Source organism: Amycolatopsis sp. NPDC031561 (assembly GCF_055580625.1).
Genome location: NZ_JBVILA010000002.1, coordinates 1 through 22773, shown reverse-complemented (window position 1 = coordinate 22773; position 22773 = coordinate 1). Strand labels below are relative to the sequence as shown.

General features: G+C 67.7%; 18 protein-coding genes. 7 read left to right on the top strand and 11 right to left on the bottom strand.

Annotation, left to right across the window (positions count from 1 at the left end):
- Positions 1–68: 68 nt before the first annotated feature.
- Entirely contained in the window at positions 69–785 is a 717-nt protein-coding gene (locus ACZ5IK_RS05560; protein WP_465486734.1) for a class I SAM-dependent methyltransferase, read from the bottom strand.
- Between the two features lie 231 nt (positions 786–1016).
- Here ACZ5IK_RS05560 and ACZ5IK_RS05555 point away from each other — a divergent pair, with 231 nt between their 5' ends.
- Positions 1017–3026: a tetratricopeptide repeat protein gene (locus ACZ5IK_RS05555; protein ID WP_465486733.1), complete on the top strand. Its 2010-nt coding sequence runs from the start codon at positions 1017–1019 to the stop codon at positions 3024–3026.
- A gap of 213 nt (positions 3027–3239) precedes the next feature.
- Here the strand turns inward: ACZ5IK_RS05555 and ACZ5IK_RS05550 are convergent, their stop codons facing one another.
- Both ACZ5IK_RS05550 and ACZ5IK_RS05545 read right to left on the bottom strand, forming a co-directional pair.
- The gene (locus ACZ5IK_RS05550; protein ID WP_465486732.1) at positions 3240–4127 is read right to left on the bottom strand and encodes a phosphotransferase; all 888 of its coding nucleotides are present in this window, start codon (positions 4125–4127) and stop codon (positions 3240–3242) included.
- 10 nt (positions 4128–4137) lie between these two features.
- Complete coding sequence (locus tag ACZ5IK_RS05545) at positions 4138–5541, bottom strand: tetratricopeptide repeat protein (protein WP_465486731.1); 1404 nt, start codon at positions 5539–5541, stop codon at positions 4138–4140.
- A 317-nt stretch (positions 5542–5858) separates the two neighbouring features.
- Between ACZ5IK_RS05545 and ACZ5IK_RS05540 the strand changes: the two genes are divergently transcribed.
- Both ACZ5IK_RS05540 and ACZ5IK_RS05535 read left to right on the top strand, forming a co-directional pair.
- Positions 5859–6233 (top strand): hypothetical protein, encoded by a 375-nt coding sequence (locus tag ACZ5IK_RS05540; RefSeq protein ID WP_101611649.1) that lies wholly within the window; start codon positions 5859–5861, stop codon positions 6231–6233.
- A gap of 13 nt (positions 6234–6246) precedes the next feature.
- Positions 6247–6672, top strand: coding sequence for a hypothetical protein (locus tag ACZ5IK_RS05535; RefSeq protein WP_101611648.1), 426 nt, complete (start codon positions 6247–6249; stop codon positions 6670–6672).
- Positions 6673–7034: 362 nt separating this feature from the next.
- On the opposite strand, the gene ACZ5IK_RS05530 is transcribed toward ACZ5IK_RS05535, so the two are convergent.
- Entirely contained in the window at positions 7035–8291 is a 1257-nt protein-coding gene (locus ACZ5IK_RS05530; protein ID WP_465486730.1) for an MFS transporter, read from the bottom strand.
- A complete protein-coding gene (locus ACZ5IK_RS05525; RefSeq protein WP_465486729.1) occupies positions 8284–9606 on the bottom strand; it encodes a GH1 family beta-glucosidase in 1323 nt (440 codons plus the stop codon). Before ACZ5IK_RS05525 ends, ACZ5IK_RS05530 begins: the two co-directional genes overlap by 8 nt.
- Before the next feature lie 125 nt (positions 9607–9731).
- Between ACZ5IK_RS05525 and ACZ5IK_RS05520 the strand changes: the two genes are divergently transcribed.
- Complete coding sequence (locus ACZ5IK_RS05520) at positions 9732–10376, top strand: TetR/AcrR family transcriptional regulator (protein WP_465486728.1); 645 nt, start codon at positions 9732–9734, stop codon at positions 10374–10376.
- A gap of 456 nt (positions 10377–10832) precedes the next feature.
- Here the strand turns inward: ACZ5IK_RS05520 and ACZ5IK_RS05515 are convergent, their stop codons facing one another.
- The gene (locus ACZ5IK_RS05515) at positions 10833–12017 is read right to left on the bottom strand and encodes an amino acid deaminase/aldolase (protein WP_465486727.1); all 1185 of its coding nucleotides are present in this window, start codon (positions 12015–12017) and stop codon (positions 10833–10835) included.
- A 105-nt stretch (positions 12018–12122) separates the two neighbouring features.
- Here ACZ5IK_RS05515 and ACZ5IK_RS05510 point away from each other — a divergent pair, with 105 nt between their 5' ends.
- Entirely contained in the window at positions 12123–13427 is a 1305-nt protein-coding gene (locus ACZ5IK_RS05510) for a D-arabinono-1,4-lactone oxidase (RefSeq protein ID WP_465486726.1), read from the top strand.
- Here ACZ5IK_RS05510 and ACZ5IK_RS05505 read toward each other — a convergent pair.
- The 5 genes from ACZ5IK_RS05505 to ACZ5IK_RS05485 form a co-directional block, all read right to left on the bottom strand.
- Positions 13424–14371, bottom strand: a complete 948-nt coding sequence (locus ACZ5IK_RS05505; RefSeq protein ID WP_465486725.1) for a ribose-phosphate diphosphokinase — start codon at positions 14369–14371, stop codon at positions 13424–13426. The genes ACZ5IK_RS05510 and ACZ5IK_RS05505 overlap by 4 nt on opposite strands.
- Before the next feature lie 50 nt (positions 14372–14421).
- The gene (locus tag ACZ5IK_RS05500; RefSeq protein ID WP_465486724.1) at positions 14422–15072 is read right to left on the bottom strand and encodes an NAD(P)H-binding protein; all 651 of its coding nucleotides are present in this window, start codon (positions 15070–15072) and stop codon (positions 14422–14424) included.
- 19 nt (positions 15073–15091) lie between these two features.
- Positions 15092–15742 (bottom strand): hypothetical protein, encoded by a 651-nt coding sequence (locus ACZ5IK_RS05495; RefSeq protein WP_465486723.1) that lies wholly within the window; start codon positions 15740–15742, stop codon positions 15092–15094.
- A 353-nt stretch (positions 15743–16095) separates the two neighbouring features.
- The gene (locus ACZ5IK_RS05490; protein ID WP_465486722.1) at positions 16096–18384 is read right to left on the bottom strand and encodes a protein kinase domain-containing protein; all 2289 of its coding nucleotides are present in this window, start codon (positions 18382–18384) and stop codon (positions 16096–16098) included.
- Positions 18375–20591: a protein kinase domain-containing protein gene (locus ACZ5IK_RS05485; protein WP_465486721.1), complete on the bottom strand. Its 2217-nt coding sequence runs from the start codon at positions 20589–20591 to the stop codon at positions 18375–18377. The genes ACZ5IK_RS05490 and ACZ5IK_RS05485 overlap by 10 nt, the downstream gene beginning before the upstream one ends.
- Before the next feature lie 118 nt (positions 20592–20709).
- Here ACZ5IK_RS05485 and ACZ5IK_RS05480 point away from each other — a divergent pair, with 118 nt between their 5' ends.
- Together ACZ5IK_RS05480 and ACZ5IK_RS05475 are read left to right on the top strand one after the other, a co-directional pair.
- Positions 20710–21780, top strand: a complete 1071-nt coding sequence (locus ACZ5IK_RS05480) for an HpcH/HpaI aldolase/citrate lyase family protein (RefSeq protein ID WP_101611637.1) — start codon at positions 20710–20712, stop codon at positions 21778–21780.
- On the top strand, positions 21777–22631 hold the full coding sequence (locus tag ACZ5IK_RS05475) for an HpcH/HpaI aldolase/citrate lyase family protein (protein WP_465486720.1): 855 nt from the start codon (positions 21777–21779) through the stop codon (positions 22629–22631). The genes ACZ5IK_RS05480 and ACZ5IK_RS05475 overlap by 4 nt, the downstream gene beginning before the upstream one ends.
- Positions 22632–22773 lie beyond the last annotated feature (142 nt).

Genomic DNA, 22773 nt, shown 5'->3' with positions numbered 1-22773 from the left:
GCAGCTGCCCCGGGGACGAAGCCATCACGCCGGTCTCGACATCCCTGCCGAAACTTTTTTCGGAGTCGCTACCGGTCCGTCTTCTTGACCAGGGAAACGACCATCAACGTCTCGGTGGACTCGGGTTCGAAGCGAACGTCGGCGACCCCGGACAGCTCTTCGTTGACGCTCACCCGCCCGTCGTGATTCCAGACGACGAGATCATCGCCTTCACGGCAGAAGTTCCACTGGTGCAACCCGTGGTAGTTCTCGCGTTCGCCCTCGTTCACGTTGAGCATCAGCACGGCGGCGTGGCCCGGCTTGACGACCTCGAGCATCTGGCGGGCGCCGAGCACCGGGTCGTACACGTGATCCAGCGCGTTCTGGCAGTACGCCAGGTCGAAGTGGTCCGCCGGGAACACCTCGGAGAGCTTCTCCACCTCGGCGTCCTCGGTGGCCACCAACGGCGTCAGGTTCAGCTCGGCGAGGAGCGTGTTGTACTGGTCGGCGAGCGGGTCGACCGGGGTGATCTCCACCGTGCGACCGGGCCATTCCTTGCCGACGCAGGTCAGCGGGCCCGCGCCGACGTCGAGGATGCGGACGGTCGTTCCCTCCGGCGCGAACGGCTCGAGGTTCCGCGTCAGATGCGGTTGGTTCCGCAGGTCCGAGTCCGGTCTCGTCCGCCAGTCGTAATCGTTGAACCCTCCGCCGGCGAAGGCCTCGGAACCCCCGGACAGCCAGATCCTCCAGTGCTCCAGCTCGTTCGACAGTCCTTCTTGCCAGCGCGTCTTGCCTGTGGTCTCCATGAAAATTCTTCTGTCACCCAGTAGAAGCCTTGAACCGTACCGGTCGTGTCAGTCGTTACCGACCTTGCTCCAAACGGCCGCATTTGGCCGATTTCACTGTCCTCTCCGGATCCTCACCGCGATGCTCTACGCGATCGCTGGGGTAACCCGAAGAGGGGATAGTGGATGGGCAGCCCGATTCCGGGTGAGAGTGGAGTCGACACACCGCAGGTGCCGCGTCAGCGTTCGGCGGTGAGGCTCACCAGACAGGTGAGTTCGGGCCCGCGTCAGCTTCCGCCCGTGCCCGCGCACTTCACCAATCGCTCGGCCGAGCTCACGCTGCTCGAAGACCTGCTGACGCGGGAAGGCGCCGACGGACCGGCGGTGCACCTGATCAGCGGCCAGGGCGGGATCGGGAAGACGGCGCTGGCCACCGCGTGGGGCCGTCACCTCGGTGACCGGTTCCCGGACGGCCACCTCTGGGCGGATCTCGGCGGGTTCAGCACCAACGGCCCGCTTTCCGCGAACGAAGCGCTCGGCCGGTTCCTCCGGGCGCTGGGCGTCCCGCCGGAGGGACTGCCCGCGGACGTCGAGGAACTCACCGCTCTCTTCCGCACGACGACCGCCGAGCAGCCACTGCTCTTGCTGCTGGACAACGCGGCGTCGACCGAGCAGGTGCTGCCCCTGCTGCCCGCGTGCGCGGAAAGCCTCGTGATCGTGACTTCGAGGCGCCGTCTCGGCAGGCTCCAGACCGAACACCGCGCGAAGCTGATCGAGCTGGCTCCCTTCGGCTCCGCGCACAGCGCCGAACTGCTGGGACGAGCGGTCGGCGCCGAGCGGGTCGGCGCCGAAGCCGACCAGGCGCGAGCCATCGCCGAGTTGTGCGGCGGCCTGCCGATCGCCCTCACCACGGTCAGCGCCAAGCTGGCGGGGCGCCCGAAAATGTCGTTGGAGAAGATCGCCACCGAGCTGGGGAAGGAATATCGTCGACTGGCCACGCTCTCGACGAAAGAGGCGCAATCGGTGGAAGCCAGCTTCAACCTGTCCTACGACGAACTTCCCTCCGACGCGGCGGCGCTGTACGCGGCGCTCGGGCTGCATCCCGGTCCTGACTTCGGCGTCGGTGTCGCGGCCGCGTCGATCGCCGTCCGTGACGAGGTCGCCGACGACCTGCTGGACCAGCTCGTCGACGTCGGGCTGCTGATCGACCGCGGCGACGACCGGTACACCTTCCACGACCTCGCGCGGCTGCACGCCAAGGAAAAGACGGCGGGCAACGAGTACGACCGCGACATCGCGGTGCGCCGCATGCTCGAGTGGTACCTGTTCACCGCCTCCGCGACCGCCGATCTGACCACGCCGGACCAGGACGCGATCCCGTACCGCTTCGAGTACCGGCCGTCGACGCGGGCGTCGTTCGACACTCACGAAGAGGCACTCGACTGGCTGGAGCTGGAGCGCGAGAACCTCATCGCCGCGGTCGAGACGGCCCACGAGTGGCAGCTGCCGGAGCTCGGCTGGCAGCTGGCCGCCGCGATGTGGCCGCTTTTCCTGCTGCGCAAGCACTATCCGGACTTCCTGCGGGTGAGCGAGATCGCCGTCCAGTGCGCGCAGAGGTGGGGCAACGCCTCCGCGGAGGCGTTGATGCGCAACCGCGGCGGCGCCGCCTGCCGCGGCACCGGCCGGTACGACGACGCCGTCCGGCACTACCTGGCCGGCCGCGACGCCGCGCGGACGGCCGGTGACCACGTCGTCGAGATCCGGTCGGTCGAAGGGCTCGGCCTGGTCGCCCTGCAGCAAGGCAGGCTCGACGACGCGATCGAGTGGTTCACCGAGGACCATCTGCTCAGCGAGCGCCAGAACCGTCCGCACGACGTCGGGCTGGCGCTGATCAACCTCGGCGCGACCCGCGTCCGTGCCGGGCAGGCCGAGGCGGCGATCGCCGACCTCACCCGCGCTCGCGACGTCCTCGATGGCGACGACTACAACGTGGCCCGCGCCCGGATCGAACTCGGCCGAGCCCTCACGGCGACCGGTGATCTCGCGGCCGCGCGGGCCGAACTCGAGCAAGCCCACGCCACCATGGAGTCGAGCGGTTCGAGGTTCGAGGTGGCCAGGGCGCTCTTCGCGTTCGGCGAGATCGCCGAGGCGGACGGCGAACCGGACGAAGCCCGGCGCTTCTACGACCGGGCCTTGCCGATTTTCGTCGGCCTCGGCCGACCGGAGGCCGACGCTCTGCGTACGCGTTTGGAACAGCTGTGACCCCGACAACACCGATCAGGGCTCAGCGACGGAGTGAAATCAGTGCGCTAAATAACGGAACGTAGCTGCAAGTTGCACATTTGGGGGAGCATTGGGCCGGGAGAAGTGATTAGCCCGGACGAATTCGTCACCGTTTGATCGGCGAATTCGGGCAAGCGACGAACGGTCATTCGCTGTCGGCGAATGCACGTGCAGATTGGTTTCCCGGGTGAGTCACCGATACCGGTTCCAGCGGGCACCGGTGCGCCCGTTCCGGAGATCGTCTAACCGTTTTCGCAGCTCATCGCGCACGCTGGGGTGACTGCGGAGAATCGGGAGAACACTCGTGGTGAGCTTCAGTTCACGGATAGCGCGCAGTACCGAGAACCCGGACCAGGTGGTCACGTCGAATCCGTACCGCTCGGCGAACACGCGATAGCGGGCCGGTGGATCACCGAACCGTTCATGGCCGACGGCCAGCGGCGTCAGGTCCCATTCCGGCGGCCCGACGCAGGACGAATCGAAATCGCACAGCACCGCGCCGTCGGGCCCGGTGATCACATTCCCGGTGTGCGCGTCCCCGTGGACGAGGCCCCTGGGCAGGGGGAAATCGAGCGTTTCGAGGGCGGCCTCGACCTCGGCGCAGCGCTCCAGCAGGAACCGGCGGTCACCGTCGGCCAGCTCCTCCGCGTCCGAAACCCGGGCGCGGACCGCGGCGAACGGCGCCCACTCCGCGAGTCCGTCCGGTGGCTCGAGCGCGTGGACCCGGCGCAGCAGCGCGGCGAGGTCGGCGGTCTTGGCCTTCCGGCCGGTGGACGGCACTTTCCACCAGACCGTCACGAGATGCTCGCCGACCGGCAACGGCTGGCCGAGGCCGGCAACCAGGCGGATGGCGGGCACCTCGTGCCGTTCGAAGTGCCGTGCGACCCGCACGACCGTGCCGACGCGGTGCCGCAGCAGGGTGGACCCGACGATCCGCACGACGAACGGCGCGCTCGCCAGTTCGTAGACGGCGTTGTTGGTGAACCTCAGCAGCCGGGCGCCGTCGGGGTCCACGCCCAGCAGCTCACACGTCCGCCCCAGGGCATCGTGCAGTTTGCCGGGCGTGAACCGGCCGTCCAACCCTGTCCGCTCAGGCGGCGTAGAAGGAGTTGAGGCGATCGGCGAGGTCACGGGCGTCGGCGTTGTTCCGGCGGCGCTCCGCCTCGACCTGCAGCGGCCGCATCCGGTCCTTCACCCGCTCCGACTTGATGCCCTCGGCGGTGTCGACGGCCTTCGAGCCCACCTTGGCGCCATGATCGAGATCGCCTTCGAGCAGGTGGTTCGTGGCCAGCGCGCTGAGCATGAACGTCTTGCTGCGGGCCATGTCGTCGTCGTAGGACTCGACGGCCTTGGTCAGCGCCGGGATCGCGTACTTGGTGTGCTCGGCGTTCTTCGCGGCGAGCACGGTGTGCACGGTGCCGATCATGGCGTAGACGTCGGTCTCGGTGAAGAACTTGACCCAGGACTCGGCCTCGGCCAGGTCGGCGCGGGCGAACTCGTCCTTGCTCCGGCCGAGCAGCTTCGTGGCCTGCTCCTCGTTGCCCATCATCGCGTAGGCCCACGCCTCGTTGGCGCAGAGCACGGCGACCGCCAGCTCGGAGCCCGATTCCTGGGCGGCGATCTGGCCGAGCTGGAACAGTTTCAGCGCGTCGTTCGGGGCGTCCTGGTGCAGGTAGACGCGGCCCATCCGGTAGAGGACGTTGGCCACCAGCGGGTGGTTGTCACCCTGTTTGGCCAGGTCCAGCGCGTTCGCGAAATGGCCGCGCGCGGAGTCCAGGAGGCCGGTGTCGAAGGACGTCCAGCCCGCGAGGCTGTGCAGATCGGCCAGTGCGACGTACAGGCGGTTCTTGACCATTTCGGTGCCGTTGGACTCGAGCATCTGCTGTCCCCAGGACAGCTGCGCGACCACGGCGTCGCGGCAGAAACCGCCGCCGTACTGGTAGTCGAGGGACCGGAGCGCTCTGGTCGCGGCCTCCACCTGACGGACGTCGGTCATGCCGATCCGCCCGGGGGCGGGCGTCTTCGCCGGCCCGGACGACCAGGTACCCGATTCCGGACCGAACACCGCCGCACCCATCGTGACCTGGGCGGCGTGCGCGAGGAACCTCCGTCGCTTCACGGACTCGTCCTCCTCCGCCTGCTGGCCGTCGGCAGCGCCGACGACCTTGATCGCTGTCGCCTCGTCATAGGCGAGACCCATGTATCCCCGGGGGACACCAAGGCCGTCAGCGATGCGGGTGAGCACGTCGTACGCCATCACCTGGCGACCTTTGAGGATCTCGGACACCTCGGACTGCGATTGGCCGGTCATCGCGGCGATCTGACGCTGCGAAACACCGTGCTTGCGCAACAGCCGGTACACGGACGAAATCTCCCGTGAGGCCAGTGCGGCTCGCATCTCCGACTGCTCCCAGGCATCCGGCGGCACGGGGTGACTCTGGCGGCTCTTGGGGTCCGAGCCGGCGACAGCGCCGCCACCGATACTGGCGTCCATTGCGCCCCCTCACAGTTCCGTTGGGGTCGAGAAACAGCGTAAGCACACCTATTCAACCGTGCGAAACACCGGAATGCCCGTCGTGATCGGTCCGGCAGAAGTCGTTTGACCGCTTACCGTGAAACCTCGTCCGGTCACCGCTATGACGGCGGTTCGACCTTCTATCGCACTCGGTTTCACATCACTGTAGTTGTCAGATCTCCGTGACCGACCAGCCACCGGCAGCGATCACAGAGAGCTACCAAGTCTCCGAACCCCTATAGGTGCGGATACGCGGTCACGAAGACGACGTGGAACGAGAGAGCGGAGAAGAGCCAGTGGAGTTCGTGGACTCGATCGCAACAGGCTCCATCACCGCGGGACGGCCCGGTATGGCCACGCGCCACCTGCGTGCGGCCGGCCCCGCCGGTCAGCAGGCGGTCGCCGTCGCCCCCGGTGCCAACCGCCCGGTCTCCCCTTCCGCACCGGTCGATCCTCGTACCGCGAGTGTGCGCCGTTACGAAGGCGGACAGCTGGTCTGGCGGGTGCAGTGCGGCGATCTCATCAGCCGCGAGCGCGCCGTCACCGTGTTCGTCGAAGACAACCAGGTGGTTCTCGTCTCGCCGCCAGGAGAGACCGCGCGGATGACGTCCGGCCAGCTCGGACAGCTCAGGGCCGCGCTCAACGAAGCCGCCAAGATGGCGGAAAGGTAACGGTGAGTTCTCCGTGGATCAGGTCCTAGGGCAAGTCCTCCGCAACGCGGTTTGGGAACGCCTCGACATGCTCTCCGATCTCGCGAACCGGGCTGACGCGCAGTCGCTCGTGTCGGTCGCCCGCTCGGAGCTCCCCCGGTTGACCGAAGGCTGGCGCGCGATGCTCCAGGCGCACGAGCCCGACGAGCGTGGGGACTGCCCCACCTGCTCGACCCGCTGGCACAAGTGCAAGGCGCCCTGCTCTGTATGGCAGGTCGCGCACGAGCACCTGGTCGCCGGTGGCCTCGCCCCCCAGCAGACCGCGGCCACCCAGGACCACCGGCGGGAAGCCCGCCGTCGCGTTCCTGGTCAGACTCGTGGTGTGGGCGCCGGCGAAACCACCGGCAGGCACGCGCTGGTCAACCCGCGCAGGCCTGCCATCGGCGGCGTGCACGCTTGAAAGAATGCGCGACCTGCAGACTCTCTTTGAGAAGACACAGCTTGAAAGAACCTGGGCGAGTGAACGGCGGTCCGAGCGCCCCCTCGGCAACCACGCCATGACCTCGCCTCCGCCGAGAGCGGTTCGCCCGTACCCCCGAACGCGACGAGCCGCTCTCGGTAATCACTCCGGTCCCCACCGCGATTAATCGAAAATTATCGGCAGAACACCTAGCGAAGGCAGTAATCGGTCGCTAGGTTGATGATCACAAACGCAGCGCGATACCTGCCAAGGACACGCTGTCATCCCCCGAACTCCGCGGGCCGGTGCCGTTGCACTCCCCTCCCCCGACCGGCATCGGTCCGCGGTCTCCAACTTTCCTTTCAGCTGACCGTTTTCACCCGCGTGACCAGCACCGCGGCAATGACGGTGGACAGCGCCGAGGCCGCGAAGAGGCTCGGATACCCGCCCAGATACGCCAGGATCGGCGCGGTCAGCATCGGCGCCACCACCTGCGGCAACGAGTTCGCGATGTTGATGACCCCGAGGTCCTTCGCCCGGTCCTGCGCGGCGGGCAGCACCTGCGTGAGCATCGCCAGCGCGACGGCCATGTACGCACCGAAACCGATGCCCAGCAACGGTGACGCCGCGAGCGCGGCCTTCCAGTTCTGCCAGACGACCAGCAGGAGCGCGGCCACCGCCATCACCGCTGACGCCGCGAAGACGTAAGGCTTGCGGCGTCCGGACTTGTCGGAGAAGTACCCGGCGATGAGCGCGCCGACGATGAGAGCGGCGCCGTAGAGCCCCATCATGATCAGCAGGCCGGTGTCGGGGTCTTCGTAATGCACCGCGTCCTTGAGGAAGAACAGCAGGTACAGCGTCCCGAAGGCATTGCCGAGGTTGATCATGAAGTGACAGCCCCACGCCCAGGCGAAGTCCGGATGTTCGCGCGGGGAGATCCACAGATTCGAGAGGACGTCGCGGGTCCGTGCCGACGGCCGGTACTCGACCGGCAGCCGCGCGTCGGGCGTGCGCAGGACGAACGCCGCCGCGCCGGCCAGTACGATGGCCGCGCACACCGCGTAGCCCAGTGGGAGTCCGGCGAGGTCGAGCATCACCACGACCACCACCGCGCCGAGCACGGTCCCGAGCATCTGGGCGATACCGACCAGCCCGCCGACCTGCGCGCGCTGGGTCACGGGCACCCGGTCGGCGATCGCCGAGACCAGCATCGCGAGCATTCCGTTCAGGCCCGCCTGCACCAGGCACCAGCCGAGCACCATGATCGCGACGTTCGGCGCGAACGCGAGGACGAGCAGTCCGGCCGCGGCGACCACGGCACCGACGGCCGTCCACGGATGACGGCGGCCGCGCGCGGAACAGGTGCGGTCCGAGAGCAGGCCGACGGCCGGGTTGGCGATCAGCGCGACGATCGCGCCGACGCCGGTGACCAGGCTGAACACGGCTTCTTTGTTGGCCGCGTCCAGGATTTCGGCCTGTTTCGGCAGTAGGACCTGAATGGGCGCGTAGACCCCGAGCCAGAGCGCGATGTTCGCGAAGAACAGCAGGCTCATCCAGCCCGCGCGGACCCTGGCGACCGGCTCGGCGAGCGCCTCGGGCAAGGCTCTGAGCTCACTCATGGCTGATCAGTTTCCGGTACCAGCCGAAGGAATCCTTCGGGGTCCGCTTCTGTGTCTCGTAGTCGATGTGCACCAGGCCGAACCGCGGCTGGTAGCCCTTCGACCACTCGAAGTTGTCCATCAGCGACCAGACGAAGTACCCGCGGACGTCGACGCCGGCGTCCATCGCCTCGCGCACCGCGACCAGGTGACTGTGCAGGAAGTCGATGCGCTCCTGGTCGTGGACGTGCCCGTCTTCGGCGACGACGTCGTGGAAACTGCAGCCGTTTTCGGTGATGTAGACGGGTGGGAGGTGCTCACGGTAGCGCTCCTGGAAGGTGACGAGCAGCTCGCGCAGGCCGTGCGGGACGATCGGGGAATCGTTGGTGGTCATGGGATACCCCTCGATCGCGCGGAGCTCGAAGGGCAGCGGATTGCCTTCACCGGGCGCGGCGACGCCCTGCGGCTCGTAGTAGTTCACCCCGTAGAAGTCGAGCGGCTGCGCGATGGCGGGGAGATCGTCGGCGAAGTCCTTCGGGAGATGTTCGACGACCTGTTCGGGATAACGGCCCAGCAGCACCGGATCGACGTACGTACGGTTGATGAGGGCGTCGATCCATTCGCCCGCGGCCTTGTCCTCCGGCGAATCGGAGGCGGGCCAGATCGGCGAATGATTGTTGGCCGTGCCGACGCTGCGGGCACCGGCCGCGCGCAGGGCTTGGACGGCGAGACCGTGGGCAAGATTCTGGTAGTGCGCGGTGGGCAGGGCATCGAGCAGGAGTGTCTTGCCCGGCGCGTATTCGCCGATCGCGTAGCCGAAGATCGACATGACCATGGGCTCGTTGAGCGGGATCCACATTTTCACCCGATCGGAGAACCGCTCGCCCAGGATGGCGGCGTACTCCGCGAAGCGTTCGGCGGTATCACGGGAGAGCCAGCCACCCTTGTCCTCGAGCGCCTGTGGGAGATCCCAGTGAAAGAGCGTCCCGACCGGGTCGATTCCGGCGGCGCAGACCTCGTCGATGAGCCCGTCGTAGAAGGCGAGGCCGTCCGCGTTGGGCTTTCCGTCGCCGTCGGGCTGGATTCTCGGCCAGGCGAAGGACATCCGGTACGCGCCGACGCCGAGCCCGGCCATCATCGCGATGTCTTCGGAGTAGCGGTGGAAGTGATCGGCGGCTACCTTGGCGTCCTCCCCCCGCGCGATCTTCCCCTCCGTTTCAGTGAACGTGTCCCAAATGGACTGTCCTCGGCCGCCCTCGCCGGTCGCCCCCTCGATCTGGAAGGCGGAGGTCGAGACACCCCACAGGAATTCGGACGGGAAGGTCGGATTTTCCACCGGCTACGCACCTTTCTTCGGAGACACGGCCGAACATGAAAAGTTCTCAGATACTATGCCTTCACTCGACCGTGGGGAACCCTGTCGGCACGATAAAGTCGCAGATCAGCGAAGGAGGAGCCCGAGTGTCCGACATCCAGGCCGCGAAACCGCCGACGGAGACGACTCCGCTCCGGCGGCAGCCCGTCCAGCAACGCAGCGCCAAGCGGGTGGAGCAGATGCTCGACGCCAGCGCCCAGCTGATCGATGAGCTCGGTTACGACGCACTGACGACCACGTTGATCGCGAAGCGCGCGGGGGTGGCCGTCGGGTCGCTGTACCAGTTCTTCCCCGACAAGCGGGCCGTGGTGCAAGCGCTGACGCAACGCAACCTCGAACGGTTCGTCGCCTCGGTGTCCGAAACCTTGAACGAGCTCGCGCCCGAACACTGGTGGGATGTCGTGGACTCGATCCTCGACATCTACCTCGACATGCACCGCGAGGTCCCCGGTTTCTCGAAGGTCCACTTCGGTGACGTCGTGGACCGGCAGCTCCTCGACGAGACTCGCGACAACAACGCCGTCATCGTCGACGCGCTCACCGACATCCTTTCGGCGCGGATCTCGTCGCCGCTGGACGACATCCGGTTCGCGCTGACGATCGCGAACGAAACCGCCGACGCGCTGCTGAAGCTGGCGTTCCGCCGTGACCCGCGCGGGGACGAGCGGATCGTGGCGGAGGCGAAGTCGGTGGTGAAGGGGTACCTGGCGAGCAAGTTCGGCGAAGCCTGAGGGTCCGGAGCTGAAGGACGCTCTGCCCGCGTCCGATGCGGCGAAGGGCGCTTTCCCCACGTCGCATGCGGCGAAGGTGTCCTTCACCTCGCTTCCGTCCACTATGGACTCGTGAGCTGGACTCGTGACCTGGTGCCCGGACGTCGCGAAGGCCACCTTCAGGACGTTGAACGTCCCGAAGGTGGCCTTGCCGTCACCGGTGGATCCCCCTTGCTCCATTCGTGTCCACCGATGCCCGATTCCCAAGCCCCACCAGTCACACAGCCCCCATCAGCCACGCCTAGACATGCCCTGAGCTGGCCTTATCCAGTTGTCCACATAAGTTGTCCACACCCACCCACAGTTGTGGACAACCTCGCCCCTCACTCCTCAGGACACCGCTTCCCGACACCCCCTCCCGATACGCTGGTGCGGGGCGCGCCCCCCTGGGACGGGTGGGGGGTGGGGTCGCGCGGATCAGCCGAAGTTTTGGGACTCGCCTCGGTAGGTGGGGACGGTCCGGTCGACGCGGTCGCCGATGATCACGTGGTAGTGCGTGAAGCGTTCGGCGAGTTCGCCGGCTTTCGCGTGGCGCAGCCAGACGCGGTCGCCGAGCCGCAGGTGGCGGGCGGCTTCGCCGGACACGGGGGTCTGGACTTCGCCCGCGCCTTCGAATCCGAGCAGCGAAAGGCCTTCGGGCAGGTAGGGCGTCGGCTGCCGCGAAGACTCCGTCGGGCCGGAAGCGATGTAGCCGCCGGAGAAGAGCGTCGCGACCTTGGGCGCCGGACGCCGGACGACGGGGAGCGCGAACATCGCGGCCGGACGCGGCGAGAAGTGCGCGTAGCCGTCGAAAAGCGTGGGGCCGATCAGGCCGGAGCCCGCGGCGATTTCGGTGACGGCCGCTTCGGCGCCGGTCGACTCGACGCTGCCGCTGCCGCCGCCGTTGACGAACTCCAGATCCGCCAAGGCCCGGACAGCGCGAACGGCGGCCGCGCGGCGCTTCGCGATTTCCACAATGGACTTCCGCTGCATCCAGCCGATGAGCGAGTTCTTGACGCCGCTGCCCGCCGCGTCGCCGAGCCCGGCGATCTGGCCTTCGTACGCCATCATCCCGACGAGCCGGAAACCCTTGCGGGACAGGATGGTTCGCGCCAGATCGGCGGCCTGCCGCGGGCTGAACACCGGTGAGCGCCTGGTGCCGACGTGCACCCCTGGCAGCGGCCGCCACGAAGCGTCGAGTTCGAGACAGACGCGGATCTCGGGATGGTCCTGTCCCAGCGCGGCATCGACCAGGTCGAGGTGTTCCGGCGAATCGACCATGATCGAGATCGCCGCCCGCGCCCGGTCGTTCGCCGCCAGCCGTCGCAGCGCGCCGTGGTCGGCGGTCGGGTACGCGACCACGATGTCGTCGGCTGTCCCCTGCTCGACATGCCAGACGGCTTCGGCGAGCGAGTAGCACATGAGGCCTTCGAAGCCGGGCCGCGCTAGCACCCGTTCGAGCAGGTACCGGCAACGAACGGACTTGCTGACCACGCGGATCGGCTTGCCCGCCGCCCGCCGCAGCAGGTCGGCGCCGTTCGCGTCGAACGCATCCAAGTCGACAACCGCGAACGGAGGATCCAGGTCCTTCGTCGCCAAGTCGTACACCGTCGCACTGGTCACCCGAACTAAGGTACGACAGAAGGGCTTGAAACGCGAATACTATTCACTTACTGTTTCGGCACTCGAACATCTCAAGGGCAGCAGACTCTCGGATTGGGTGTGTGCATGACTCGGTGGAGCAACTGGGCCGGTACCGCGACGGCGTCGCCGCTGCGCGTGCACCGACCGCGCGGCACGGAGGAGATCGCCGAGGCGATCGGCCGGTCCGCCGCGGACGGACGGCGCCTGCGCCCGCTGGGCAGCGGTCACTCGTTCACGGCGATCGCCGTGGCGGATTCGGACGCCATGGACCTCACCGGCTGGGCGGGCATCGCGTCGGCCGACGTCGCGAAAGGCCTGGTCACGGTCCGCTCGGGCACCACGCTCAAGCAGCTCAACGCCGAACTCGACGCGCTCGGGCTGGCGATGACCAACCTCGGCGACATCGACGCGCAGACCGTCGCGGGCGCGATCTCCACCGGCACCCACGGCACCGGCGCCCGGCTCGGCGGTATCGCCACCCAGATCGCCGCGCTCGAACTCGTGCTCGCCGACGGCACCGTGGTCGCCTGTTCGGCGGACGAGCGCCCCGACCTCTTCGCCGCCGCGAGAGTGGGTCTCGGCGCGCTCGGCGTCATCAGCACGGTCACTCTGCAGTGTGAGCCGTCGTTCCTGCTCTCCGCCCAGGAGCGGCCGGAACCACTCGAACAGGTCCTCGAAGGCTTCGACCAGTTCGCCGACGAGAACGACCACTTCGAGTTCTACTGGTTCCCGTACGGCAAGAACGCCCTGGTCAAGCGCAACAACCGGCTCCCGGCGGGCAGCGAACGCAAGCCACTGGGCAGGGTGAAGGAATTCGTCGACTACGAGATCACGGAGAACGTCGCGTTCGGCGGGCTGTGCCGTCTCGGCCGCGCGGTGCCGAAACTCGTGCAGCCGCTCGGAAAGTTCGCCTCGAACATCCTCTCGGCCCGCGAGTACAGCGACACGTCGCATCGCGTCTTCGTGACCCATCGGGGCGTGCGGTTCGTCGAGTCGGAGTTCGCGATCCCCCGCGAATCGCTGCTCGACGTCTTTTCCGAACTCCGCGCGTTCGTCCCGAAGCTGGAGAATCCGGTCGCGTTCCCGGTCGAGGTGCGCGTCGCCGCCGCGGACGACATCTGGCTCTCGACCGCGAACGGCCGCGACTCCGCCTACATCGCGATCCACCAGTTCATCGGCATGCCCTATCGCGAGTACTTCGCCGGATTCGCGTCGATCGTCGGCGAGGTCGGCGGCCGCCCGCACTGGGGCAAGATGCACGACCTCGACGCCGCGACCCTCCGCTCGCGCTACCCGCGATTCGACGACTTCACGCGGATCCGCAAGGAGGTGGACCCGGCCGGGGTCTTCACGAACACGTACCTCGACCGGGTCCTGGGAACCGTTTAGTTCGTTTCGAAGAGCGCGCTGACGGATTCGCCGTTGTGGATCCGCCGCATCGCCTCCGCCAGCGCGGGCGCGATCGACAGGACCCGGAGTTTCGGGCTCTGTTCCTCCGGCGGGATCGGCACGGTGTTGGTGCAGACGACCTCCAGCACGTCCGGCTGGCTGCCGATCCGCTCGAGCGCGCCGCTGGAGAACAAGCCGTGCGTGCACGCGACGCGGATCGAGCGCGGCTTCAGTTCCCTCAGCTTGTTGAGCAGTTCGATCACCGTGCTGCCCTTGGCGATCTCGTCGTCGAGGACGATCACGTCGCGGCCGGTGATCTCACCGATCACCGAGCTGATCTCGACCCTGTCGTCGGCGAAACGCTGCTTCGCGCCCGCGGCGACCTGAACCCCGAGCAGCCGGGCGAAATGCGCGGCCTCCTTGGCGTTGCCGAGATCCGGCGAAACCACGGTGGTCGCGGAGAGGTCGTACTGCCGGAAGTGCTTGGCCAGTTCCTGCAAGGCGTGCAGATGGTCGACCGGAACACTGAAGAAGCCGTGCACCTGCGGTGAGTGCAGCGTCATCGCGAGGACGCGATCGGCGCCGGCGGTCGCCATGAGGTCCGCAACGAGACGGCCGCCGATCGAAATCCGCGGCGCGTCCTTTTTGTCCGACCGGGCGTACGAATAGTGCGGCATGACGACGGTGATCCGCTTCGCCGACGCGCCCCGCGCGGCGTCCAGCATCAGCAGCAGTTCGACGAGGTGTTCCTGCACCGGCCGCACCAACGGCTGGATCAGGAAAACGTCGCGCTCGCGGCAGTTCGCCTGGAGCTGGACTTCGAGACAGTCGTTGGCGAACCGCTGCACCTGCACGGGATGCAGCGGAACACCGAGATGCGTGCAGATCTCTTCGGCGAGCTCGGGATGTGCGCTACCGCTGAAAACCGCGATGTCCTCGCGCAAGGACTTACTCCGTTCACTTAACTGACGGATTACGTCCACACACTAGAGCTTCACAGAGCGGAAACGGCCTGAGAGATAGGAGTATCACCCGAGATCGTGGTGAGGACACGTCCCGCCGTCGACGGATCGTCGAGCAGCGCGACGAGGATCGCGGCGACGTCCTGCCGGGGAATGGGGCCGCGTTCGGTGGATTCGGCGATCAAGATCTTGCCGGTGCCCTCGTCGTTCGTGAGCTGTCCCGGTCGCAGGATCGTCCATTCGAGATCGCGGGCGCGCAGATCGTCCTCGGCCGCTTTCTTGGCTTTGAGGTACAGCCGGAAATCGTCCGGAACGTCCGCGGTCTCCCATACGTCGGCATTGATGGAACCGACCTGGATGTGCCGCCGTACGCCCGCCTGTTCGGAGGCCGCCGCGAAGAGTGCCGCGGCGGCCCTGTCCACAGTGTCCTTGCGAGCCGTACCGCTGCCCGGCCCGGCGCCCGCGGCGAAGATCGCCGCGTCGGCACCGTCGAGCACCTTGGCCACGGCGTCCACATCGGACTTTTCCAGGTCGAGGACGACGGCTTCGGCACCGATCGCCTCGAGGTCGGCGACGTGATCGGGATTGCGCACGATGCCGACCGCCTGATCACCACGCTCGGCGAGGAGTTTCTCCAGCTTAAGCGCGATCTGCCCGTGTCCACCTGCAATGACTACTCGCATGTTCGCGAGAGTAGTGGGTCTACTCGACTTCGGCAGGAGCCTCGGTGCCGCGCAGCAGCTGGTCGTAGACGATCTCGTTGACCAGGCGCGAGACCGGGTCCTCGTCCAGGATCATGCGCTCGTTGTGGCCCTCGAGGTCGAGGTCGGTCACCGCGTTGGGGTCGGCGGCGACGATGGCCAGCCCGTAGGCGCGGGCACGCGGCAGGCAGTTGCCGACATAGTCTTCCGTCAGTACGGCGGGCGATGGGAGCACCATCGCGGCCTCGCCGTACCTTGCGAACGGGACCGCGGAGGCCATCGCGGTGCGCCAGTGCCGGGCGACCGCGAGGACGCCGATGATCTCGGCGGCCGGCGCGGGTGCGGTCGCGGCCAGCTCTGGCCAAGTCCAGGTGTCGACGGTGGCGCGATCGACGACGGGACCCATGCCCATCGCGATGCGCTCCGCGTGCACGTCGGTACGGAGCCGGGCGACCACGCAGATCTTGCGGCCGAGCACGGTGGTCTCCGGCAACACGATGCCGTTCCAGCCGAGCAGGGCGGCGGCCTTGCGTGAAAGCTCCTCGACGCTCGCGGGCAGTTCGATCGGCGGCACCACCCGGCTCGGCAGTGACCGGCTGCGCTTCGCGCCACCGGCGACCGTCGAGCTCTCCATGTTCGGTGTAGCCGCCACGTTCCGCCTCCTTCGAACCTGGTTTCCCTAAGGCTCTTCATCCCCGTGCCACCTCGGTGGAAGCGGCACATGAACTGTCTAACAGGGCGGGGACGCGGGGGCGCCGGACAAGGCGAGTGGCTGCGATCGACGGCGCCTTGTCATCGGTGACCGGTCGGTAGGCGGTCGACGGACTTCAGTCCGACCGTGCCGCCAACCGAGTGAGAACGAGGTAAGTGGTGTTACTCGGCGTCTCCGAACGGTCACAGGTATGAGGTGACCGCCACCGAACACTGGCGAGGCAACGGAAGCAAAGCGCTGGTCCATTCAGCCCAGTGAATGGTCATTCCACTGTGGACCCTCGCAGGTCAAGGTCATGAGACCGTCGCGGTGCGGAGCAGTTCCTCGACGCCCGGTGTCCGCCACTCGTCCATCACCGCGATTTGCCTGTCCGCAACGAACCAGATCCGCTGGGTCACTTGAGCGTCGCCGCTTCCCCCCGTCTGTCCACGAGGAACACACTGGATCGTCCACTCCTCGTAGGTCGCCGTCGCCCCGCCCACCGGTGCGGTGGCGGAAGTCGTCTTCGTCGCGTCACCCTCTTGGCGGAGGTCCTTGCGCCCGGCGGCGTTGCAGGCCCGGCCGCCCGCGCTGCGCCGGTAGAACTCGCCCGGCCGGTAGGCCGGCTGCTCCGCCGATTCCTGCGCGTTGTCCGTGACCAGGACGTACTTGCAGTTGAAGTACTTCTTCGGGTCCGGGCAGCCCGGGGCGACGATCACCTTCTCCAGCCCTTGCGGCTGGACGGACCAGCCCGGCGGCAGGTGCAGGGTCAGCGCGCCGACCGGGACGTCGGTGAGTCCTTGCGCGGGCGGCGGCGGCGAAGTCCCCTTCGCGGCCTTGCCGCCGGTCAGCCCCGCGACGAGTTCGGGGTTCAGCAGGTCGGACAGCCGGTCGTACGGCAGCGTCATCGTCTGGACGCCGCAGGCGGTCTCGAAACCGAGCCGGTTGAAGTTGATCGTGAGCTCGACCTCGGCGGGTGTGAAGGTGGGGAACACCTTGCGTTCCCCCGGCCCGGCCAGGTCAGCGGGCTTGATCGGGGTCCAGGTCTTCAGTCCGCACCCTTGATCGTGATCGGGCCAGAGCAGGTCGCTGAGTGCCAGCATCCCCTGATCCGAGAACATCCCGGGGCGGAACAGATCCGCGGGCGCGACGGGGTTACCGCCGGTGAGGTCGATCAAGACGGCGGAGCGGCCCATGTTCCAAGTCGGATGCGGAGCGTTTTCGAGGCCGTGTTCGTAGCGCACCGAGAGGTACTTCTCGGTCTGCATCCGCACCTCGACCTTGGTGGTGAGCTCGTAGGGGCCGCCGCCGTGCTCGGCCGCCAGCTCCGCCGCGCCTGGTCCCGTCTCCCGGTTCCACTCGTCGATCGGCGCGGTCAAGGCGTCGTTGACCCGTTTCGACCAGGCCTGGTCGGGTCCGCCGGTCACCTCCGGATACTGCCCTCGGAACTGGAGGGTGGTGCCGGGCACCGTGCCGGTGCGGTTCTTCATCGCGACCTTGAGCGCGACGGCCTGCTGGGTCGTCGGCGGCGACTGCGGCGGCGGACTGCTCGGGTCGGAGAAGACGACCACCGAGCCAACCACCGCAGCTGTCGCCGCCACGACGCCGACAGCGATCTTCAACCCGGCCGCGATCCCGCCGGTCGACGCGGCCACCGCGCCCGTTCCGGCGGCGGCGACCCCGGGTGCGGCCGCCGTCCCGGCGCCGAGCAGGGCCAGCGGCGTCACCGCGACGAGGACGCCGGTCGCCTTCGCCAGCCGTGACCAGCCCTTGCGCTCCCAGTCTTCGCCGTAACCCGCCCGGGCGACGCGTTCCAGCTCCGCGACGAACATGAGCGCGTCGACCGGCCGTTTCGACGGCTCCTTCGCCATCCCCAACGCGACGATCTCGTGCACCGGCTGAGGTACTTCACCGAACGGGATCGGTGCGTGTTCGTGCAGCGTGCGCAGCACTTCGGTGTCGTCGGCCTGATACGGCCGATGCCCGGCGACGCACTGGAAGAACACGCAGGTCGCGGCGTAGACGTCGGTGGCCGGGGTGGCCTGCCCGCCTGACCATTGCTCGGGCGCCATGTAGGCCGGGGTGCCGACGGCCGGGCCCCGTTCACCGGCGAGTACGGCCGTGCCGAAGTCGACGAGTTTGCTCTCGCCGGTGCCGGCGACGAGGACGTTGCCCGGTTTGTAGTCCCGGTGGACGACGTTGGCGGAGTGCGCCGCGGCCAGCCCGAGCAACGAACCCTTGAGCACCGCGAGCGCGGCTTCGGGTTCGAGGGCGCCTTCGGCCTGCAGCACCGACCGCAGCGAGACACCGTTGATCGCCTCCATCGCGATCGCCGCGCCCTGCGGCGTCTCGAAGAACTCGTACAACTTCACGACATGCGGGCTCGACACCCGGTGCAGCGCAAGCGCCTCCTGGCGGAACGCGTCGAGATAGGCGGGGTCGGCGGCGAAGCGGGAGAAGAGGTACTTGATCGCGACGACGTGGCCGGTGTTGTCCTGACGCGCGAGCACCACGCGGCCGAAGGTGCCCGTGCCGAGCTGCTCCAGCTCCGTGAAGCCGGGCAGGCTCCACTCGTCGTTCACGTCGTTGATGTTCACGGCCACTTCGCCTCTTCCAGAATCTTGTCGAGGCCAGGAGTGTTCCATTCGTCGACGACCACGAGCTGCGTTTTCGGCAGGAACCACACCCGCTGTGTCATGGTCCCGCCTCCGGAGCAGGTGAGCCGCCATTCCTCGTAGGCGGCCTTCTTCGTCCCGATCGGCCGGAGCTCCTTCTTCTCCAGGACGGGCGAGCCCTGCGTTTCGCCGGGTGCCCCGATGGAAGGACACGGACGCGGACCGGTCGAGCGGTTGTACGGCTTGCCCGGTTCATACGCCGGAGTGGCCGGGTCGACCCGCGAGTTGTCGCTGAAAAGGACGCTCGCGCACTGCGCCCCCGTGCACTGATCGGCGGTCACGAGCTGGCGCTCGGGCGTCGCACTGGACAGCAGCTTCCATTTTTCCGGCGTGGTGATGGTGAAGGCGCCGACGTTGTCCTCTTTGGTCCGTTGCGCCGGTGTGTCGCCGAGCAGCTTCTTGACCGTGGGACTCAGCAGATCGAGCAACCGGTCGTAGGGGACGGTGACCGTCGTCGGACTGCAGGCCATCGCGTACCCGAGCACGTAAGCACTGACGTAGAAGACCATCCCGCTCGTCGCGGGTGCCGCTTGCACGATCGACCTGTCTTCGGCGTTCGGGCCCGACATCGACCGGACGGGAAGATGCTCCGGCCGCGACGGCGGCTCGGAGAGGCACTCACCCGGTTTGGCCGAGGCGTAGAACGTGTTCTCCAGTTTCAGCATCCGCTCGGCGTTGCCCTCGACGTCGTCGAACAGGTTCGCGGTCGAGATCACGTCACCGCCGGACAGATCGATCACGAGGGTGCGGACGTCGTAGGAGCCGTGATTCCCGAGCTGCACCGTTTCGACCGAGCGTTCGTAGACGACCGAAAGCAGCTTGTCGTCCTGACGCAGGACCTCGGCCGTCGTGGACATGTGCGGGATGTCGCCGTCGGGCTCCTTCTCCGGCGGGTTGCCCGGCGACCAGAGGGTGGTGAGCCACTCGTCGATCGGCGCCATCAGCGCCTTGTTGACCCGTTCCTCCACGGCCTTGTCCTTCAGCCCGCTGATCCGGACGTACTTGCCGTTGTAGTCGAAGCCGTTGAGCTTCTCGGTACGGGTGAGCAGGTCGACCTTCATCGCGGCGAGCGTCGTCGTGATCGGCGGCGCCGGGTCGTCGCCGCCGGAGTTGACCACCACGACCGTGCCGACGGCGGCCGCGGTGACGGCGGCGATCGCGGCGGTCACCTTGAGACCGAGCGCGATCCCGCCGCCGGTGGTCGCCGCGACACCGCCCGCCGCGCCGCCCGCGATGACCGGCGCGGCGGCGGTCCCGGCTCCGAGCAGGGCCAGCGGGGACAGGGTGACCAGGACACCGGCGCCCTTGGCGAGCCAGTGCCAGCCGTTGCGCTCCCAGTCGTCGCCGTACGCCTTCCTCGCGGAAGACTCCAGTTCGGTGACGAACTCGGCCGCGCCCGACGGCCGCTGGGCGACGTCCTTCGCCATGCCGCGCGCGATGAGGTCGCGGACCGGTTCGGGAACCTCGCCGAACGGGATCGGCGCGTATTCGTGCAGCGTGCGCAGCACTTCGGTCTGTTCGGCCTCATACGGCTTGTGCCCGGCGACGCACTGGAAGAACACGCAGGTCGCGGCGTAGACGTCGGTCGCGGGGGTGGCGATCCCGCCCGCCCACTGCTCGGGCGCCATGTACGCGGGCGTGCCCGCGGCGACCCCGGTCTGCCCGGCGAGCACGGCGATACCGAAGTCGACGAGCTTGCTTTGACCCTCTCGGGTGACCAGGACGTTGGCCGGTTTGTAGTCGCGGTGGACGGTCCCCGCGGCGTGGGCGCCGGCGAGGCCGAGCAGTGAACCCTTGAGGATGGCCAGCGCGGCTTCGGGCTCGAGCTTGTCCTGGCGGCCGAGGATCTCTTTCAGGGAGATTCCGTGAACCGCTTCCATGATGATGGCGGCACCTTGTGGGGTCTCCACGAACTGGTGCAGACGGGCGATGTGAGGCCCCGAAACGCGGCTCAGGACCTGCGCCTCATGGCGGAATTCGGCCAGGCGCCGCGGGTCGGCCGCGAACCGTGTGTACAGGTATTTGATGGCCACGACCTGGGCGGATTCATCATGGCGTGCCAGTACGACACGCCCGAATCCGCCTTCGCCCAGCGACCCCATCTCGGTAAAACCCGGCAAGGCCCAGTCGTCCACAGATTCCTCCGCGATTCCCGATCGTGTCCCCTTGGAGGTGAGCTGCGCCGCAGCGGTTCCCCGCCTTCCGGGTTTAGGGTTACTCGTCGGTCACTTAGCCCGTTGCGATGGAGGAACGATGCGTTCGCCGAAGGATTTCTTCGCCCCGCTCGCGGTGGGGGCGCCGGAACCGCTCCGCCAGATCCCCGTGCCTCCTTCGCGGATGATCCACTTCTTCGACCCCAGCAACGAAAAGATGGCGGCCAAGGTCCCGGACCTCGCCAAGAAGGTCGACGTCCTGCTCGGCAATCTCGAGGACGCCGTGCGCGCCGACCGCAAGGAGGCCGCGCGGAACGGGCTCGTCGCCATCGCGAAGGCGACCGACTTCGGCAAGACGCAGCTGTGGACCCGCGTCAACAGCCTCGACTCGCCGTGGGTGCTCGACGACCTGATCACGCTGGTCACCGAGATCGGCGACAAGCTCGACGTGATCATGGTGCCGAAGGTCGAAGGCGCGCAGGACATCCACTACGTCGACAGGCTGCTCGCGCAGCTCGAAGCGCGGGCGGGCCTGACGAAACCGCTGCTGGTGCACGCGATCCTGGAGACCGCCAGCGGTGTCGCGAACGTCGAGGAGATCGCCGGCGCGAGCCCGCGGATGCAGGGCATCTCGCTCGGCCCGGCCGACCTCGCCGCGAGCCGCCGGATGAAGACCACCCGGGTGGGTGGCGGGCACCCCGGCTACCTGGTGCGCACCGACCCGACCGGCGAGGACCTGAACGAGGGACGCACGACGTATCAGCAGGACCTCTGGCATTACACGGTCGCGCGGATGGTCGACGCCTGCGCGGCGAACGGGATCCTGCCGTTCTACGGGCCGTTCGGCGACATCCGCGACGTCGTGGCCTGCGAAGACCAGTTCCGCAACGCGTTCCTGCTCGGCTGCGTGGGTGCCTGGAGCCTGCACCCGGTACAGATCGACATCGCCAAGAAGGTGTTCTCGCCTTCCCCTGAAGACGTGGCTTGGGCGCGGCGTGTGATCGCCGCGATGGGTGACGGCACCGGCGCCGTGATGATCGACGGGAAGATGCAGGACGACGCCTCGGTGAAGCAGTGCCGGGTGGTCGCCGAACTCGCCGACGCCCTGGCCGCCGACGACCCCGAACTCGCCGCCGCCTACGACGCGGCCACTCAGGAGGCTCAAGCATGAATCCCCGACGTTCCGTCCTCTACATGCCGGGCGCCAACGAAAGAGCGCTGGAAAAGGCGAAGACGCTCGACGCCGACGCGCTCATCCTCGACCTCGAAGACGCCGTCGCGCCCGACGCGAAGGAAGCCGCTCGCGAGCGGGTCTGTGCTGCCGCGTCGTCGAAGGAGTACGGCGAGCGGGAAGTGACCATCCGCGTCAACGGCCTCGACACCGAATGGCACGACGCCGACCTCCGCGCCGCGGCGCAGGCGGGCCCGGCCGCGATCGTGGTGCCGAAGGTGAACTCCGCGGCCGAAGTGCACAACATCGAGCGCGCGCTGGAACTCGGCGGCGCGCCGGAGCACACGAAGATCTGGGCGATGGTCGAAACCCCGGTCGCGATGCTGCACGCCGAGGAGATCGCTTCGGCGTCCGAGCGGCTGACCGTGCTGGTGATGGGCACGAACGACCTGGCGAAGGAGCTGCACGCCGAGTTCGTCCCGGGCCGGGCGCCGCTGCTAGGCGGGCTTTCGCTGGCGCTGCTGGCCGCGCGGGCGACCGGCAAGGCGATCCTCGACGGCGTCTACAACGACGTGAAGGACCTCGAAGGCTTCGAGGCGGAGTGCCTGCAAGGGCGCCAGTTCGGCTTCGACGGCAAGACGTTGATCCACCCGGCGCAGCTGGAGCCGTGCAACCGGATCTTCGCGCCGTCCAAGGAGGAGATCGAGCGGTCACGCAAGATCATCTCGGCGTTCGAGGAGGCCAAGGCGGCCGGGCAGGGCGTCGTGACCGTGGACGGGCGGATGATCGAGAACCTGCACGTGGACAACGCGCGGCGGATCCTGGCGCTCGCCGAAGCGATCGGCACCTGACGCGTTTCGTCCTCTAGTTGCGGTAGATGCGTGTGCAAGTACCGCAACTAGGGCGTGTTTTAGAAGTGTGTCTTGGTTTGAGATGATCTTCGTGTGGGGCGTGGTGACCTGACGAATGAGCAGTGGGCGATACTGGAACCGT

Bases quoted from the DNA above. Each gene is read 5' to 3' on its own strand.
- ACZ5IK_RS05530 (WP_465486730.1), bottom strand. From the start codon at position 8,291: ATGAGTGAGCTCAGAGCCTTGCCCGAGGCGCTCGCCGAGCCGGTCGCC.
- ACZ5IK_RS05545 (WP_465486731.1), bottom strand. From the start codon at position 5,541: ATGGACGCCAGTATCGGTGGCGGCGCTGTCGCCGGCTCGGACCCCAAG.
- ACZ5IK_RS05500 (WP_465486724.1), bottom strand. From the start codon at position 15,072: ATGCGAGTAGTCATTGCAGGTGGACACGGGCAGATCGCGCTTAAGCTG.
- ACZ5IK_RS05560 (WP_465486734.1), bottom strand. From the start codon at position 785: ATGGAGACCACAGGCAAGACGCGCTGGCAAGAAGGACTGTCGAACGAG.
- ACZ5IK_RS05480 (WP_101611637.1), top strand. From the start codon at position 20,710: ATGCGTTCGCCGAAGGATTTCTTCGCCCCGCTCGCGGTGGGGGCGCCG.
- ACZ5IK_RS05475 (WP_465486720.1), top strand. From the start codon at position 21,777: ATGAATCCCCGACGTTCCGTCCTCTACATGCCGGGCGCCAACGAAAGA.
- ACZ5IK_RS05510 (WP_465486726.1), top strand. From the start codon at position 12,123: ATGACTCGGTGGAGCAACTGGGCCGGTACCGCGACGGCGTCGCCGCTG.